Source organism: Hyunsoonleella sp. J2K-J805, from assembly GCF_057167125.1.
The window spans coordinates 2,021,733-2,039,157 of the sequence record NZ_CM169901.1 but is presented as its reverse complement, the minus strand read 5'-3'; the positions used below and the strand labels follow the sequence as shown (position 1 = coordinate 2,039,157).

19 protein-coding genes are annotated in these 17,425 nt (G+C 34.5%); 10 read left to right on the top strand and 9 right to left on the bottom strand.

Annotated elements, in window-relative coordinates; genetic code table 11:
- Positions 1–41: 41 nt before the first annotated feature.
- From AC1B0Z_RS09095 to AC1B0Z_RS09080, 4 genes are all read left to right on the top strand, one after another.
- Positions 42–851, top strand: a complete 810-nt coding sequence (locus tag AC1B0Z_RS09095) for a PoNe immunity protein domain-containing protein (protein WP_483791658.1) — start codon at positions 42–44, stop codon at positions 849–851.
- Positions 852–923: 72 nt separating this feature from the next.
- Complete coding sequence (locus AC1B0Z_RS09090) at positions 924–1,571, top strand: outer membrane beta-barrel protein (protein WP_483791657.1); 648 nt, start codon at positions 924–926, stop codon at positions 1,569–1,571.
- A 12-nt stretch (positions 1,572–1,583) separates the two neighbouring features.
- Positions 1,584–2,231: a hypothetical protein gene (locus tag AC1B0Z_RS09085; RefSeq protein WP_483791656.1), complete on the top strand. Its 648-nt coding sequence runs from the start codon at positions 1,584–1,586 to the stop codon at positions 2,229–2,231.
- A gap of 67 nt (positions 2,232–2,298) precedes the next feature.
- Entirely contained in the window at positions 2,299–3,843 is a 1,545-nt protein-coding gene (locus tag AC1B0Z_RS09080) for a glycine--tRNA ligase (protein ID WP_483791655.1), read from the top strand.
- Positions 3,844–3,939: 96 nt separating this feature from the next.
- Here the strand turns inward: AC1B0Z_RS09080 and AC1B0Z_RS09075 are convergent, their stop codons facing one another.
- The 4 genes from AC1B0Z_RS09075 to AC1B0Z_RS09060 all read right to left on the bottom strand — a co-directional run bounded on the left by AC1B0Z_RS09075 (position 3,940) and on the right by AC1B0Z_RS09060 (position 7,175).
- Positions 3,940–4,467: a DUF3575 domain-containing protein gene (locus AC1B0Z_RS09075; protein WP_483791654.1), complete on the bottom strand. Its 528-nt coding sequence runs from the start codon at positions 4,465–4,467 to the stop codon at positions 3,940–3,942.
- A 20-nt stretch (positions 4,468–4,487) separates the two neighbouring features.
- On the bottom strand, positions 4,488–5,039 hold the full coding sequence (locus AC1B0Z_RS09070) for a DUF3575 domain-containing protein (RefSeq protein ID WP_483791653.1): 552 nt from the start codon (positions 5,037–5,039) through the stop codon (positions 4,488–4,490).
- Between the two features lie 97 nt (positions 5,040–5,136).
- Positions 5,137–5,601: an Lrp/AsnC ligand binding domain-containing protein gene (locus AC1B0Z_RS09065; protein WP_483791651.1), complete on the bottom strand. Its 465-nt coding sequence runs from the start codon at positions 5,599–5,601 to the stop codon at positions 5,137–5,139.
- A 209-nt stretch (positions 5,602–5,810) separates the two neighbouring features.
- Positions 5,811–7,175, bottom strand: coding sequence for a saccharopine dehydrogenase family protein (locus AC1B0Z_RS09060; RefSeq protein ID WP_483791650.1), 1,365 nt, complete (start codon positions 7,173–7,175; stop codon positions 5,811–5,813).
- Between the two features lie 47 nt (positions 7,176–7,222).
- Between AC1B0Z_RS09060 and AC1B0Z_RS09055 the strand changes: the two genes are divergently transcribed.
- Positions 7,223–7,609, top strand: coding sequence for a DUF423 domain-containing protein (locus AC1B0Z_RS09055; protein ID WP_483791648.1), 387 nt, complete (start codon positions 7,223–7,225; stop codon positions 7,607–7,609).
- 74 nt (positions 7,610–7,683) lie between these two features.
- Entirely contained in the window at positions 7,684–9,300 is a 1,617-nt protein-coding gene (pckA, locus tag AC1B0Z_RS09050; protein ID WP_483791647.1) for a phosphoenolpyruvate carboxykinase (ATP), read from the top strand.
- Between the two features lie 59 nt (positions 9,301–9,359).
- On the opposite strand, the gene AC1B0Z_RS09045 is transcribed toward pckA, so the two are convergent.
- Entirely contained in the window at positions 9,360–10,109 is a 750-nt protein-coding gene (locus tag AC1B0Z_RS09045) for a uroporphyrinogen-III synthase (protein ID WP_483791646.1), read from the bottom strand.
- Positions 10,110–10,127: 18 nt separating this feature from the next.
- Entirely contained in the window at positions 10,128–10,772 is a 645-nt protein-coding gene (locus AC1B0Z_RS09040; protein ID WP_483791645.1) for a DUF4271 domain-containing protein, read from the bottom strand.
- Between the two features lie 103 nt (positions 10,773–10,875).
- Here AC1B0Z_RS09040 and AC1B0Z_RS09035 point away from each other — a divergent pair, with 103 nt between their 5' ends.
- Genes AC1B0Z_RS09035 through AC1B0Z_RS09025 form a run of 3 tightly spaced genes read left to right on the top strand, consistent with a single transcriptional unit; the run spans position 10,876 to position 13,453 of the window.
- A complete protein-coding gene (locus AC1B0Z_RS09035) occupies positions 10,876–11,607 on the top strand; it encodes a polyprenol monophosphomannose synthase (protein WP_483791644.1) in 732 nt (243 codons plus the stop codon).
- Complete coding sequence (locus tag AC1B0Z_RS09030; protein ID WP_483791643.1) at positions 11,607–12,953, top strand: dihydroorotase; 1,347 nt, start codon at positions 11,607–11,609, stop codon at positions 12,951–12,953. The genes AC1B0Z_RS09035 and AC1B0Z_RS09030 overlap by 1 nt, the downstream gene beginning before the upstream one ends.
- Positions 12,953–13,453: a DUF4296 domain-containing protein gene (locus tag AC1B0Z_RS09025; protein ID WP_483791642.1), complete on the top strand. Its 501-nt coding sequence runs from the start codon at positions 12,953–12,955 to the stop codon at positions 13,451–13,453. Before AC1B0Z_RS09030 ends, AC1B0Z_RS09025 begins: the two co-directional genes overlap by 1 nt.
- On the opposite strand, the gene AC1B0Z_RS09020 is transcribed toward AC1B0Z_RS09025, so the two are convergent.
- A complete protein-coding gene (locus tag AC1B0Z_RS09020) occupies positions 13,410–14,423 on the bottom strand; it encodes an NAD-dependent epimerase/dehydratase family protein (RefSeq protein WP_483791641.1) in 1,014 nt (337 codons plus the stop codon). The two genes, AC1B0Z_RS09025 and AC1B0Z_RS09020, sit on opposite strands and share 44 nt — an antisense overlap.
- Positions 14,424–14,509: 86 nt before the next feature.
- Between AC1B0Z_RS09020 and tyrS the strand changes: the two genes are divergently transcribed.
- Positions 14,510–15,805 carry a tyrosine--tRNA ligase gene (gene tyrS, locus AC1B0Z_RS09015; protein ID WP_483791640.1) on the top strand — a complete coding sequence of 432 codons (1,296 nt, stop codon included), beginning with the start codon at positions 14,510–14,512 and terminating at the stop codon, positions 15,803–15,805.
- Between the two features lie 117 nt (positions 15,806–15,922).
- On the opposite strand, the gene AC1B0Z_RS09010 is transcribed toward tyrS, so the two are convergent.
- Positions 15,923–16,369, bottom strand: coding sequence for a YHS domain-containing (seleno)protein (locus tag AC1B0Z_RS09010; protein WP_483791639.1), 447 nt, complete (start codon positions 16,367–16,369; stop codon positions 15,923–15,925).
- 48 nt (positions 16,370–16,417) lie between these two features.
- Positions 16,418–17,398 (bottom strand): LuxE/PaaK family acyltransferase, encoded by a 981-nt coding sequence (locus AC1B0Z_RS09005; RefSeq protein ID WP_483791638.1) that lies wholly within the window; start codon positions 17,396–17,398, stop codon positions 16,418–16,420.
- Positions 17,399–17,425 lie beyond the last annotated feature (27 nt).

Below are 17,425 nucleotides of genomic sequence, written 5' to 3'. Positions count from 1 at the left end.
GGAATATAGGAGGTGTATGGACTCCTTAAAAATTTCAAAATATGATTAGAGACAAAATAAAAAACAAACAATATTTTGAAGAGTTTTTAAAGACAAAAACTCAATTAATTAAGTTTAACAATGATAGCTTATCTGAGGGCAAAGTACATGAAAGTAAGATTAATTCTGCTAAATTTAGAAACCTTGGTTTCTTGATAGAATCGTTAATTGCCCAATACTCTTTGGGGGATAATATAGATAACTTGACTAAATCAATTGACTCTGTCATTGATGCAGTAACCAAAGTCTGGTATCAAAGTGAAACGAAAATAAGAAACGATAAAGGAGAACTATTTGACCAATATATGGTTAGTCCTTATGAGCGATTTTTACATGTATTATCTGCTGCCTATCTTTTAGAAATACCTGATAATGAGTTCCAGATTTTGGTAGATATTCTTGATAGGGATAATATTAGCGACAATCTTTATGAGTTTATCATTAAGGCTCGTTTTCCTTATAGAGAGCAAAAACGTCTAGAGGAGTATGATACAAGCCAATCAGTAATTGTTAAGGTGTATGATAAGCTACGTAAAGCAACCGAAACACAAGACAAAGCAGAAGCTTCAAAATTGGTAAAACAATTTTTAGAAAAGGACTTTTATCATAAGCACATGAACTTGTACAATAGCCATAAAAGTAAAGCAAATATTTATTGTGGATACTGGAGTTTTGAAGCCGCAGCTATTGTTAAAATTATGGAGTTAGACGATAGTAGTTTTATTGATAACCAATATTATCCTAAAGATTTCGTGCACCAAGTAGAGGAAAAATCTAAAAAGAAAGGTTTTTTAGGTAAGCTTAGATTTTAAGATGGCATCACTTCATTACCTAAAACACCGGAGTTTAAGTACTTCGGTGTTTTTCATAAACAAAAACAAAAAATGAAAAAACAAATACTATTGATTGTATTATGCCTTACAGGTATATGCAACAGTCAAGAAACAGATAAAAAATTTACTATTTCCAAAAGTACATGGGTTTTGGGAGGGGAAATAAGTTATAACTCACAAAAGGATGATGGTATAAATAACGGAGCAGATGTTACAAACACAAGGTTTGTAATATCACCACGTATAGGCTATGCTATTACCAATAACCTGGTTGTGGGCACAAGTATAGATTATTTGTATAGTAAAAGCGATGGTAACACAACATCGCAATTTTCAACCCAAAATACTAAAGGCAACTTTTTTGGTGTTACCCCCTATATCGCTAAATACTTTACTGTTACTGATAAGCTGCTTTTTAGTTTAGAGGGTATCATTAGTTATTCTAAGGGAAACTTAGAAGGAACTGATTCCAGTTTCGAGTCAGAGAGTACATTATTTTCAATTTCGGTACTACCAAATGTAGCTTACAGCATAAATAAAAAGCTTGCATTTACATTGAATTTAGGAGGTTTAGGGTACTCAAAATTTCAAAATGATATTCAATTTAATGGCTCTAATTTAAAACAAGAACAAGATAACTTTGATTGGACTTTTAGTACATCTAATTTAAGCCTTGGTGTTTTGTATCTATTCAATTAATAAAAATAATCTATGAAACCTACAATATATATTTTCGTCCTATTGATTAACTCAATACTATACGGACAAGAAGAGAGCGCTTTTACAATACCTAAAGGCACAAAAGAAATAGGGTTAGCACTTACCTACAACTATCAAAAAAATAAAAATGAAGGGGCGATTGTAAACCCTGTTGAACACACATTTGCACTTAGGCCATCTGTAGGGGTTGCTATAAAAGATAATCTTATTCTAGGAGCTCAAGTAAATTTTTCAGCGATTAGGCAGACTATTGATGGCGATAGGTCTGATAGAGTATTTGCTCCAGACATTCAAACCTATGGTATTGGTTTTTTCCCTTATGTAAAAAAGTATATCCCTATAGGGAGAGAGTTAATGCTTAATATTCAAGGAAATATTGGTTATGAACATTTTACACAAGAGGAATACAATCAAGATTTCACTATAAAGCAAAATCAATATAGTATTGGTATTATACCAGGGATAACCTTTAGCTTAAGTAATAGATTTGCACTAAAAGCCGATGTTGGAGTTTTAGGATATACAAGTACTAAAAGTGAAGATTCAAGAATAGGTTCAAGTACCATTAAACAACAAAATTTTAACTTTAATTTAAGTGATTCTAATGTTTTGGTTGGATTGGTGTATTTTATTAAATAACGTTATTAAGCCTTAATTTTCGTTAAACTACGTATGCAGTTTACGGTGGTTTTATATTTTTGCACCTATGGCAAATCAAGACGATACATTTAAGAAGGTTATTTCGCATGCAAAGGAGTACGGTTACGTGTTTCAAAGCAGTGAAATTTATGATGGCTTAAGCGCAGTTTACGACTACGCGCAAAACGGAGCAGAATTAAAAAAGAACATTCGCGACTACTGGTGGCGCGCTATGGTACAGATGAATGAAAACATTGTTGGTATAGACGCAGCAATTTTTATGCATCCTACCACTTGGAAAGCCTCTGGGCATGTTGATGCGTTTAATGATCCTTTAATTGATAATAAAGATTCTAAAAAACGTTATCGTGCAGATGTTTTGATTGAAGATTACTGTGCTAAGATTGAAACCAAAATTGAAAAAGAGGTAAAGAAAGCTGCAAAGCGTTTTGGAGAAGCCTTTAATAAAGAAGAATTCATCACAACTAATGGGCGCGTTTTAGGCTATCAAAAAAAGATTGATGAGACGCTGTCTCGTATGGCAAAATCTCTAGAAAATGAAGATTTAGCCGATGTAAAAGCTTTAATTGAAGAGTTAGAAATAGCAGATCCATTAACAGGAAGTAAAAATTGGACTGATGTTAAGCAGTTCAATTTAATGTTTGGAACCAAATTAGGAGCATCTGCAGAAACTGCAATGGATTTATATTTACGTCCTGAAACGGCACAGGGTATTTTTGTGAACTTTTTGAATGTTCAGAAAACAAGTCGTTTAAAGATTCCTTTTGGTATTGCACAAACAGGTAAAGCCTTTAGAAATGAGATTGTGGCACGACAATTCATTTTTAGAATGCGTGAGTTTGAGCAGATGGAAATGCAATTTTTTATAAAACCAGGAACGCAAGGTGAATGGTATGAGCATTGGAAAGCGCATAGAATGAAGTGGCATTTATCATTAGGCATGGGTGAAGAGAATTATCGTTTCCATGACCATGAAAAATTAGCACATTATGCTGATGCCGCAGCAGATATTGAATTTAAATTCCCATTTGGGTTCAAAGAATTAGAGGGTATCCATTCTAGGACCGATTTTGATTTAAAGGCACACGAAGAGTATTCAGGGAAAAAATTACAATATTTTGATCATGAAGATAATGCCAGCTACACGCCTTATGTTTTAGAAACCTCAATAGGTTTAGATAGGATGTTCTTAGCTGTATTTTCAAATGCTTTACAAGAGGAAGAATTGGATAACGGCACTACAAGAACGGTTTTAAAGTTGCCAAGTGTATTGGCCCCAGTAAAAGCGGCGGTTTTGCCATTGGTTAAAAAAGATGGTTTACCTGAGGTTGCTAGAAAAATAGTTGAGGAATTAAAATGGGATTTCAATATTATTTATGATGAAAAAGATGCAGTTGGTAGACGTTATAGACGACAAGATGCCAACGGAACACCATTTTGTATCACTGTAGATCATGATACTTTAGAGGATGATACAGTAACCATTCGCCATAGAGATACTATGGAACAAGAGCGTGTAAAGATTGGTGATTTAAGAGACATTATTAAAAAAGAGGTTGATGTACGTCATTGGTTAATGAAGATGAAGTAGAGTACGTTTTGACATGCTGAATTCTCTTTTGCATCTCATTAAAATATAAAACCCTAACTGAAAAGTTAGGGTTTATTTTTATAAACACATAAGTTTTTAGAAACGGTAACCTAGATTAATCCCTCCTTTTAAAACAATATTATAGTCGGTATTATTATTAAAAAGATTGCGGCCAATACCGTTAAACCATTCTACACTAAAACCCCTTTTAGTAATCCACTTACCGCCAAAGGCAAATCCAAGAGCAAAATCAGTTACAAAATCGTCTCCAGAGCTACTTACGAGAGAGATGCTCCTGTCTAGGGAGTTAAGCATTCCAAAGCCTTCAATAAAAAAACCAGCTGCATACTTTTTTCCGAAATAAAAACGATAATAAGGTGATATATAATATTTAACATCGTCCCTAAGCTGGCTATCAAATGCAAACAAAGTAGATATGCCAAATGCCGATTCTTCATTTACAGTACGCTCATATGTTGCTTCAAAAGCACCAAGAATTAGCATAATGCCGTTTATCTTAAACTCATTAAAGTTTTTTGGCAAATTACGATTAAGGTCTTCTTGGGAATTTAAAATGGATGATGATAAGAAAACGACAGTAAGAAGACATAAGATGTTCTTCATAATTTAATATTTATACCTTGCTAAAATCTATAGCCAAGGGTAATGCCACCTTTGCCAATTATCTCAAAATCAAGATCATTATTATTAAATAGATTTCTACCAACTCCAAATCCTATTTCGCCTACAAAACCACTTTTGGTCACCCATTTACCGCCAATACCAATACCAAGAGCAAAGTCTGTACGAGTTTCCATCATATCCCGAAAAGAGGAGCCATTGTTATTCCAAATATAATTTTCTGTAGAATTTAACATGCCAAAACCCTCTACATAAAAACCAGCTGCATATTTCTTTCCAAAATAAAAGCGATAATAAGGCGATATGTAATAGTTTACATCACTAATGTCATCATCAAATGGTATAAAAAGATTTGCTCCAAAGGCAGACTCTTCGTTTATGGAGCGTTCATAAGTCACTTCAAAAGCCCCCAGAACCAAAAAAAGCCCATTTAGTTTTATTTCGTTGAAATTTGTTTGTGAATCGCTAACAGCGGTTTTATCGTTGACGTCTTGAGAAAATGAAGCGTTAAAGGCGAAGAACATTGATAACGTTAAAATGCTAAGTTTTTTCATAAGAGTTTAGTTTGAAAGTTTAGTGCAAATATTTACACTTTAGATGTAATTTTATGACAAAGGTTGCGCAATTATTGTGCCTATTTCATGATTTTTATTAGATTTTAACTTGACGCTGTATTAATTGGGATAAGGAAATAAAAGTCTCCGTTCGGGATACGCCATTTATTTCTTGAATGGTGTTTAACACCTGCATTAAGTGATCATTACTTTTACAGATAACTTTAAGGAAAACATTCCAATTCCCGGTAGTATAGTGACATTCTAGTACTTCAGGTACTCGTTTTAGGAGTTTTATAATTAGTGGCGCGTCCGCAGCTTTGTCAAAATATACACCTACAAATGCCATAGTATCAAAACCTAAAACTTCAGGATTTACCACAAATTTTGATCCTGCTAGCAGCCCAGACTTTTCAAGTTTACGAAGACGTTGATGAATCGCTGCCCCAGAAATACCAACATTTCTTGCGATTTCAAGGATTGGTGTTCGGGCATCTTCCATCAAGGTGCGGAGAATTTTTTTGTCTATGCCATCAATTTCGGTTTGTTTATTCTTTGCCATTTGAGTTATAGTTTAGAAGGTAAAAGTAATAATTTGATTGCAATTAGAAACATTTTTTCGACATGTTTGCTGTTTAAAATTTAACAAATATAAAAGGGTGTGTTTAACCAGGGTTGGTGGTTGTTTTGGGCAGATTAGTGCGATAAGGATTGATCAATTCGACTGCGCTCGGTGAAAGCCTGACCCCTTTCGGGTAACACCCAATTATTCTAATTATTTAACGGGTTATACCCCAAATACGGTACTTCTTTTTCCTTAAACGAAATGCCAAACTGCTGCAATTCTTGGAGTATAGGTTCATAAATCTCTTTAGTAATTGGTATTTGTACTCCAGGGCTTGTGATTTTGCCATTTAAAATAGCTAAGGTTGCAATAGCTACTGGTAGTCCTACCGTTTTGGCCATGGCGGTGTACCTTTGGTCTTCGCCAATTACTACCATATTTGCGTCTAGTTGATGTTTTTCACCGTATAGTTCGTAGCCAAATTTATGGTACATTACAATCATGTCTTTGTCGTCCTTACTCAAAGTCCAACTGTCCATAAGTATTTTTTGTAGTATTTGAGCCGGTGTGGCGTTTTTAAGTGCCACCTTTTTATCTGGATTGAAAATATCAAGCTCTACAAGTTTATCCCAAACAACATCGTCCTGATCTATTTTTAACTCATGCCTTAATTTTAACTCAACCGAATCTTTATGGCTGTATGGCAGAAAGGCGTTTGTGAGATCACGATAGCTCATGTTTTCACTGTCCTCAATGGTGAAGCTATCATCCGTCATTCCTAAAGTAACAAAAATATTCCAAGCACGACTGAAACCCACACGGCGCATTGTGCCGCGATACAAGGTCTTAACATTGCTTAACCCATATGCATTCTGATATTTTAACGAATCACGATTTGCATATGCCTCAAACCTGCCAAAACCTTCAATATCTAAAAATTCGGTACGTCTAAACAAACGATGGTAAGGGATGTATTTATAGCCGTTTTCTTGAATAAACTTTGCGGTGCCTCCTTGTCCTGCGGTAACGACGTTTCTCGGGTTCCATGTAAATTTGTAATTCCATAGGTTGTTGTCACTTTCAGGGGCAATCAATCCCCCGGTAAAAGACTCAAACAAAATAATGTTCCCGCCTTTATCCCTAATCTTGTCTAAAACTTGCATAGCGCTCATGTGATCAATACCAGGGTCTACACCAATTTCGTTCATTAGAATAATGCCTTTAGATTTAGCTTTGCTGTCTAGGGCTTTCATTTCTGGGCTAACGTAAGATGCGGTAACCATATGTTTATTGTGGAGAATGCAGTCGTTGGCTACCGTGCTGTGAAAACGGGCTGGCAGCATCGAAATTACAATATCGGCATTCTTGATGGCGTTTGAGCGTTCTTTATCATTAAAGACATCGAGTCGTATAACATTTGAATTTGTGTTCTTTTTAAGAATGCTTCGTGCGCTACTTGTATCGAGATCTCCAACTGTTATAAATAGATTTTCTGAAGTAGATTTATCCAATAAATACTTTAATAGATAAGATGTGGACTTACCAGAACCTATAACTAAAATCTTTCGCATATTTGTGATTTGTTGCCTAAATTTGTTGAACAATTAATTTAAAAAAGATGCATAAAATTATATTGATTACTGGAGCTATATTAGGTGTTTTGGCTATTGTACTAGGGGCTTTCGGTGCGCATGGTTTAAAAGCCCATTTATCTCCAGAACAGTTACAAACTTTTGAGACGGGTGTACGTTATCAAATGTATCATGCTCTTTTTTTATTATTTCTAGGAAGCACTACTATGGTGTCTTCTGGATACAAAACTATTATATTTTACTTAGTTCTTGTTGGTGTTATTTTGTTTTCTGGTTCTATTTATGGCTTAGCTACTGATGCCATAACAAACTTCAATTTTAAATCTATTGGTTTTGTTACTCCCATTGGTGGATTGTTTTTAATTGCGGCTTGGGTGGTTTTAATTGTTAATTTCGTAAAATTAAAGTATTAAAAATACGAATTTTATATTTTTAGTTAAAAATAATATCATAGTTTTGCATAATAATTATTTGATCAGATAAAAAAATGATGAACCATAATTCGTCCGGACAGCAGATTTCATTAGAAGATTACGGTATTAAAAATGCGAAAACGCATTACCAACTATCCCCTGAAGATTTACATCGCATTACTATCGAGAAGGGGCAAGGTGTTGAGGCGTCCTCTGGGGCTTTGGCAGTAAATACTGGAGAATTTACTGGGCGTTCTCCAAAAGATAGATTCATTGTAAAAGATATCATTACTGAAGACAAAATTTGGTGGGGTGACATAAATATCCCTTTTGCTCCCGAAGATTTTGATAAACTTTATAACAAAGTAGTGGCATATTTATCTGAAAAAGAGGTTTTTGTTAGGGATTGCTATGCCTGTGCCGATAAAAACTACAAAACAAATATTCGTGTAATTAACGAGTATCCGTGGAGTAATATGTTTGCTTACAACATGTTTTTAAGACCAACATTAGAGGAGCTGGAAGGTTTTGAGGCAGAATGGACTGTTATTAACGCTCCTGGGTTTATGGCGAATGCTAAAATAGACAAGACAAGACAACACAACTTTGCAATTTTAAATTTTACGAAAAAAATAGCCCTAGTTGGTGGTACGGGTTATACTGGTGAAATTAAAAAAGGTATTTTTTCTGCCTTGAATTTTATATTACCTGTTGAAAAAAATACTCTGCCTATGCATTGTAGTGCCAATGTAGGGAAAGAAGGTGATACTGCAATTTTCTTCGGGTTATCAGGTACTGGTAAAACAACACTTTCTACAGATCCTAATAGAAGTTTAATTGGTGATGATGAACACGGATGGACAAACGAGAATGCTGTTTTTAATTTTGAGGGTGGCTGTTATGCAAAAGTGATAAACCTATCCAAAGAAAAAGAACCTGAAATTTATGATGCTATAAAAAGAGGAGCTATTCTTGAAAATGTAATTTTGGACGACAATGGTATTGTTGACTTTGAGAACACTTCCATCACTCAAAACACTAGAGTGAGCTACCCAATTCATCATATTGAAAATATTAAGGTGCCCTCGGTGGGTGAGAATCCAAAAAATATATTCTTTTTAACGGCAGATGCTTTTGGGGTTATTCCGCCAATTTCTAAGTTAACACCAAGTCAGGCTGCGTATCATTTTATATCGGGTTACACTGCAAAGGTAGCTGGCACTGAGGCTGGTGTTAAAGAACCACAACCTTCATTTTCTGCATGCTTTGGTGCACCTTTTATGCCATTACATCCGGCTAAATACGCTGAAATGCTAAGCAAAAAAATGATTGAAGCTGGCGTAAATGTCTGGTTAATAAACACAGGTTGGACTGGAGGCCCATATGGTATTGGCAAGCGAATGGAATTAAAATATACACGGGCCATGATTAATGCTGTATTGAATGGGGATTTAGGATTATATAATTATGATGATTATCACATCCATTCTGTTTTCGGTGTGGCGCAACCAAGAACTTGTCCAGGTGTGCCAACAAGTGTATTAAGTCCCCGACAAACATGGAATGATGACGAAGCTTATTACACGATGGCATTTAAGTTAACCAATGCATTTAGGGAGAACTTTAAAAAGTTTGAGGCACACTGTACTGAAGAAATAAGACGTGGCGGTCCACAACGGTACGCCTTTTAAAAACGAAAAAAGCGTTTTCAATTTTTTGAAAACGCTTTTTTTATAATCTCTTTTAAATATTATTTTCCTTTATTAACTTGGTCAATATATTTTTCTAAAGCCATAGTCATTGAAGGTGTTTCAGGAGTTGGTGCTGCAATATCCACACGTAATCCTTTCTCTTTAACTGCTTTTATGGTGGTATTCCCAAATACGGCTATTCGCGTATTATTTTGTTGGAAATCTGGGAAGTTTTGAAATAAAGATTCAATTCCAGATGGACTAAAAAATACCAAAACATCATAATATACATTAGCCAAATCTGATAAATCACTTACAACAGTTTTATAGAACGTAGCCTGTTTCCAATCTACGCCTAGGGCATCCAATGTTTCAGGTACTGCTGGTTTTACCTTGTCTGTATTTGGTAACAAAAATTTCTCATCCTTATATTTTTTAATAAGGGGCGATAATTCAGCAAATGTTCGTTTTCCAACGTAAATTTTACGTTTTCTGTACACAACATATTTTTGAAGATAATAGGCTACTGCTTCTGACTGACAGAAATATTTCATAGAGTCAGGCACCTTAAAACGCATTTCTTCTGCCACTCTAAAAAAATGATCTACCGCATTTCTACTGGTAAGAATTATAGCAGTGTAATTGTTCAAATCAATTTTTTGGTGTCTTATTTCCTTCGCCGGAACACCCTCCACGTGGATAAAAGGTCTAAAATCTATTTTAACTTTCTTTTTCTCCTGAAGGTCAAAGTAAGGAGAGTTTTCAATTTTAGGTTCTGGCTGAGATACTAAAATGGTCTTCACTTTCATAGGCGCAAAATAGTTTAATTAGGCACTAAAAATCGCGTAAATAACCACATAGGGTGCAATTTCGAGAGCGCAAAGATACAAAATAAAATAGAAAAAGTTATTTTTAATTTCATTTTGATACATTTTAAACGAGGTAAATAAACCGCTGATATTCACTATAAAAAGTAATCCAAGAATACTATAAAGTAATGTTTTTGTCGGAGCTATGCTAAATATTAAAATTGCATTAATTGGAAGAAGTAAAATGCCTAAATAATTTTTATAACTAATCTTTTGAAAAAGATAATTGTCTATAATCTCATCAATTTCAAATAGGCTAGCAATTAAACGCTCTAGCAGTACTTTTGCAAGCATAAAAACACCCATGCCCACAACTAGTTTAACTAGTAGTATAATGTTGGATTCTATTGAATTTGTTAAGTTTTCAATACATATTACACAAAATATTGCGCCAGATATAATAAGGTTTAAAAATAGTAAACCATCGTAGTAATCTAAAAACTTTTGATCCTTACCATAAATCTTAAGATATCTTGAATTAGAAATTACCATAATAAACTCATTAAAGCGCCTTGGGGCTATACTTTTAGCGATGGCAATTGTTGCCAAACAACTCAGTAACAATAGTGTGTAGAGTGTATGCGAAGGTATTTCTCGAAGCATGGGTTAAAATTATCATAAATTTTAAAGAAGTAAGGAATAATTACGAAGTTTTTGAAAAAAATAATAGCTTAAAAATGTACATTTGTCTTTGATATTTTTTTAGATGAAGGACGCTGTTGTAATCATTCCAACGTATAACGAGATTGAAAATATAGAACTTATTATTAGAGCTGTATTTTCAGAATCTAAAGATATACACATTCTTGTTGTAGATGATAATTCTCCAGATGGTACTTCCGATAAGGTAAAAGAACTTCAAGGTGTATTTCCAGGTAGATTGCATTTAAAACAGCGTGAAGAAAAAGCAGGTTTGGGTACGGCTTATATTTTAGGTTTTAAATGGAGTTTGGTTCGAAAATACGAGTATATTTTTGAAATGGATGCTGATTTTTCTCATGATCCAAAGGATTTGAAAAAGCTTTATAAGGCTTGTGCCGAAGATGGTGCAGATATGTCTATCGGTTCACGTTACATTACGGGTGTTAACGTTGTTAACTGGCCAATGAGTAGAGTATTAATGTCGTATTTGGCATCAAAATATGTGCGTTTTATCACTGGAATGAATATTAATGACACTACCGCAGGTTTTGTTTGCTATAAGCGTAAAGTATTGGAAGCGCTAGATTTACGCAAAATTAAATTTATAGGATATGCATTTCAAATCGAAATGAAGTTTAAAGCATATCTTAAAAAATTTGAAATCGCAGAAGTTCCTGTTATTTTTACTGATAGAACCAGAGGAGAGTCTAAACTTAGTTCAGGGATTATTTCTGAAGCTGTTTTTGGAGTCATCTCAATGAAATTTAAAAGTTTGTTTAAACGAAAAGATTTATAATGAAATTAAAAAGAACACTTATAAAAAATGCCAATATTGTTAATGAAGGCAAAGTTTTTAGTGGAGACATATTAATTGAAGGCGAATTTATAAAGCAGATTGATACATCCATTAGTGCAAAATCGGCAGATGTTACCATTATTGATGCTGAAGGGAAATATGTTCTGCCAGGAGCCATTGATGACCAAGTGCATTTTAGAGAACCTGGTTTAACACACAAAGCTAATATAGAAACAGAATCTAGGGCGGCTTTGGCTGGGGGTGTTACCTCTTTTATAGAAATGCCAAATACAAATCCGCAAACCACAACAGTTGAAAAGCTTGAGGAAAAATTTGAAATAGCAGCAAAAACATCTTCAGCCAATTATTCTTTTATGTTTGGCGGTACAAATAACAACTTGGATGAAATTCTTAAAGTAGACGAAACGTCTGTTGCAGGGTTAAAGTTGTTTTTAGGTTCTTCGACAGGAAATATGCTAGTTGACGACCCCAAAGTTTTAGAGAAAATATTCCAAAGCACAAACATGGTAATTTCAGTACATTGTGAAGATGAAGCCACTGTAAGAAAGAACCTTGAGGCGCACCTTGAAGAGTTTGGAGATGATATTCCTATTGAAAAACACCCCATAATTAGAAGTGAAGAAGCATGTTATTTATCATCGTCAACTGCCATTGAATTAGCCAAAAAAACAGGGGCGAGGCTACATGTGTTTCATCTTTCCACTGGGAAGGAAACCAAGTTGTTCACTAACAAAATTCCTTTAAAAGATAAAAAAATAACAGCTGAAGTATGTATCCATCATTTATGGTTTTCAGATGAAGATTATAAGACAAAAGGAACGCATATAAAATGGAATCCTGCCGTAAAAACGAAAACCGATAGAGAACAGCTCTGGGAAGCGCTTTTGGATGATAGGATTGATGTAATTGCCACAGACCACGCACCGCATACTATTGAAGAGAAGAAAAACGTTTATACTAAAGCGCCATCAGGCGGACCACTAGTGCAACATGCCTTACCCGCAATGTTGGAAAAACATCATGAGGGTAAAATTTCAATTGAGAAAATAGTTGAAAAAATGTGCCATAATCCAGCTATTTTGTTTCAAGTTGATCGCAGAGGATATATTAAGGAAGGCTATTATGCAGATTTGGTGTTGGTAGACTTAAACAATCCATGGACGGTTAAAAAGGACAATATTTTGTATAAATGTGGATGGTCGCCTTTTGAAGGTGCTACGTTCAAATCAAGAATTACGCATACCATTTTAAATGGTAGCTTGGTGTATCATAATTTTAAGTTTTCAGAAGTTAAAGCTGCAAAACGTTTAACATTTAATAGGTAATGAATAAAAAAGCAATAGTGCTATTGTTATTGTGTTTGATGTTAGGGCTCTCTTCCTGCTACAAATACAATAAACCAGATAAACCTAAAAACCTTATCTCGAAGGAAGAAATGGTTCATATTTTATTGGACTTGAAGTTTATTGGCGCTGTTACAGGAAGGGACAAAAAAATTTTGGATAGTGCCAAAGTTGATCCAGAAGGCTATATCTATAAAAAGTATAATATTGATAGTGCGCAGTTCGCTGAAAGCAATGCATATTATGCCTATTATATGGATGATTATGCGGAGATCTATCAAAAGGTGAAAGACAGTTTTTCAAAACTAAAAACACATTACACTGAAATTCTTGATAAAGAACGAGAAGAAAAAAAGAAGGCAGATTCCTTAAAGGCTATTAAAGGTGAACTGGAAGCAATAGAACTAGAAGATGAAGTAGATTTGGAGGAACTTGAACTTATTGAACCTGTTTCAGATACTGATCTGCAATCTCCGAAATAACAAACTCCACAGGTTCAAACTTATAGTTTAAATCTTTTGTTATTTTCTTGCTACTGTAATTTGTTTTGGTAGTTAAGGATTTGGCAAGTTGTTTAGTTAATATTCTTCGTTTTCCAGTAATCTTTCGTTTTAACCAATCCAATCGCCAGCCAATTTTCAATAACCATGGTTTTGCTATTTTTTTTGGAGGTTTAACATCTAGAGCCTTTGCCATAGTTTGTAAAAATGATTTGTAAGACCAATTTTCAGCAACTAAAATATAGCGTTGATTTTTTATATCACTTTTCAATAGTTGAATCATTATATTAACAACATCAGTAATAGATACTAAACCAATGTTACCAGAAGTGTAATATGTAGTGCCGTTATGTATTTTTTTAAATAGGTTGCCGCTGCCATAGCGCCAAATGCCTGCGCCAAGAATAACGCCAGGATTTACAATTACAGCATCCAATCCTTCTTGGGTGCCCCGCCATACTTCCATTTCGGCACCATATTTTGTTATGGCATAAACGCTATTATCGTCTTCCGGATTCCAATGGGTTTCTTCAGTAATAACTTCATCTTCTTTTACAGGATTCCCAACAGTTGCTATGGAACTTACGTAACACATTTTTTTTACACCTTTGGCAATACAAAGGTTTACAACGTTAGCCGTACCTTCAATATTTGCTTGTCGTAATAATTGGTATTTATCAGGTTCAAAAGAAACAAAAGCAGCGCAATGATAAACATAGTCAACTTCCTTTAGTGCTTCATATAGCGATGGAATATCTAGAATATCAGCCTTAACCCATTCAATTTTATCAAATAAAGCAGAATGGGTCTCACCATAACAGGAAAATACATTTTTAACGTTTTGCAGCTTACGTTCTGTACGGTAAATTGCTCTAACAGCTTCGTTGTCCGAAACTATTTTATGCAATAAGTGAGCGCCTACTAAACCTGTTCCCCCTGTTACTAAAATCATAGAACGAAATTAAAGAATTATTCAGAATCACTACCTATGTCTGCATGTATTTTTATATTTGCGCTAGTTTTCTAAAATTGAATAAAATGGCTAAGAATTTTGTTGAAGAATTAACATGGAGAGGTATGATACATACCGTAATGCCCGGGGCAGAAGAACATTTGATGGAGGGCATGAGAAGTGCGTATGTAGGTTTTGATCCTACAGCAGATTCTTTGCATATAGGAAACTTGGTGCCTATTATGCTTTTAGCACATTATCAACGCTGCGGACACAAACCAGTTGCTTTAGTTGGCGGTGCCACGGGTATGATTGGTGATCCGTCTGGAAAATCAACCGAGCGTAATTTGTTGGATGAAAAAACGCTACGTCATAACCAAGAGGCTATAAAAACACAACTAGCTCATTTTTTAGATTTTGAAAGTGACGCGGAGAATGCAGCAGTTTTGGTGAATAACTACGACTGGATGAAGACGTTTTCATTTTTGGAATTTATTCGAGATGTAGGTAAGCATATTACTGTAAATTATATGATGGCAAAGGATTCTGTGAAAAACAGAATATCTTCAGACGAATCTGAAGGTATGAGTTTTACAGAGTTTACATACCAATTGGTGCAAGGTTATGACTTTTTGCACTTGTACAAAGAAAACGACTGTACCATTCAAATGGGTGGAAGCGACCAATGGGGAAACATCACCACTGGAACAGAATTGATCCGACGAATTGGCGGTGGCAAAGGCTTTGCTGTTACATGTCCGTTAATTACGAAGTCTGATGGTTCAAAATTTGGAAAATCTGAAGGTGGAAATGTATGGCTGGATGCCAACCGAACCTCGCCGTATAAATTCTATCAATATTGGTTAAACTCTACTGATGAAGATGCCGAAAAATATATCAAAATATTTACGTTTTTAGGTGAAGGGGAAATTAATAGCCTTATAGAAGATCATACCAAAGCACCTCACTTAAGAATATTGCAAAAACGTTTAGCAGAGGAGATTACCACTATGGTGCATTCAAAAGAAGATTTAGATAACGCGATTAAGGCTAGTAATATTCTATTTGGAAAATCTACAAGTGAGGATTTAAAGCAATTGAATGAAAAAACGTTTTTGGATGTTTTTGAAGGTGTGCCGCAAGCGGTAGTTGATAGGTCTGAGGTTACATCAGGGCTAGATATGATTGGTGCATTGGCAGTAAAAACCGGTTTTTTAAAGTCAAACGGAGAGGCGCGTCGTGCCTTGAAAGAAAATGCTATTTCGGTAAACAAAGAAAAGGTGAAAGAAGATTATAAAATTACCGATGCAGATTTAATAAACAATAAGTTTGTATTGCTGCAACGCGGCAAAAAAAACTACTTTGTGTTAACCGTAAAATAAACAAAAGCCCAATCTTTTGATTGGGCTTTCTTAACTAACCAACTTACTAAAATAATTTTTCTTTATTCTTAGCTTTTATTTTGTCGATATTTGTTTCAACTACTTACAAAAACTAAGTTATTTTTTAAATTTAATAGTTTTCCAGTTTTCATCGGCCATTTCAATTAACTCATTTTGGTTTTCTCTAAGCCACAACTCTAATGTATTCGTGCCCCAAGCGTTGTAAAATAAATAAAGTTTTCCGTCATTAATTAAAAACGACTTCGGGTTTATGGAAACTTTGGTGTTTTTTAGCGCAACTGCATAAGCGCAATAACCACCGTACTGCGGCACATATGTTTTCGGATTTTTTAAAAAGGTATTTAGGTTTTCTTCTGAAGAAAATTTGTAACTAACTCCTTCAAAAGTGGTTTTAAATTTCTTGTTACCTTCCTCAGCTTTATTATCAAAATAAGCTACAACATCATAACCATTTGCAGCAAACCTTTTTTGTGTGTTGATATCAACTGTTTGAGAAAATATGGTGCTACTAAATGTTATAAAAAATACAACTACTAGTTTCATATGTGAAAGTTTATAATTAAGTCGAAAGCAAAACAAAAACTTAACCAACTAAAGCACCATTAAATTACAACCTCTTACATCAGAGTGGTCAAAACGTCCGATAACTTCAAATGAGTCATCATCATACACGCGTCCCAAATCTTGAGTAGCAATAAACGAACACGAGTATACATTCGCCAAATCTATGATGTTAATACCTCCAGCTTTTCCAGAATCAAGAAGTGTTAAAGGATCCTCTGTGTCGCGGGTTAATACTTTCATCCATGGCGGACAATTAAAAATACCATCGCCTTTTGAATATGCTTGACTTAATAATTCCGTCATTCCGTATTCACTATGAATGGTATTAACGCCGAAACCTTTTTTTAGTATACTATGTAATTCGCTACGAATAAGTTCCTTACGTCGTCCTTTCATGCCGCCAGTTTCCATCACTATAGTGTTTTTCAGATGAAACGTATGTTGTTCGATTAAGTCTAATAAAGCAAAAGAAACGCCAATCAGCAGTACTTTTGCACCAGATTTATCCAGTTGAATAAGTTTATTTTTTAAATCTGAAATATTATCCAAGTAAAACCCGCTATCAGTAGATTTTGATTGAGCAACTAGATTATTCACCATATAGATTAATGACGATCCTTCACGCTCCAAATAAGACGGGAGCAACGCTAAAATAGTATAGTATTCAATGCTGCCATAAAATCGAGTAAAACCTTTAGTGAAACTATCTTCATAAACTTTTAGGTTAGAAACATAATGTTTGCTTGTGACGGAGCCAGTAGTGCCAGAACTGGTAAACACGGTCTCAGCTTGGGAGTTTTTATTAATTACTTTACGGGATTTAAAAAACTCAATAGGTAAAAAAGGTATATTGCTAATAGTTTTTACATCGCTTGGATGCTTATATAGTAAGTCGCAAAATGAGCGATAAACGCTGTTGTTTTCAAACTGAAAATTAAATATTTTAAGAGCGGTATCTTCAAATTCAATTGGTGTGTCTATACTAAATATGGAAGTAGTATCTATCATAAAGCAATAACGGCAAAATTATATAAA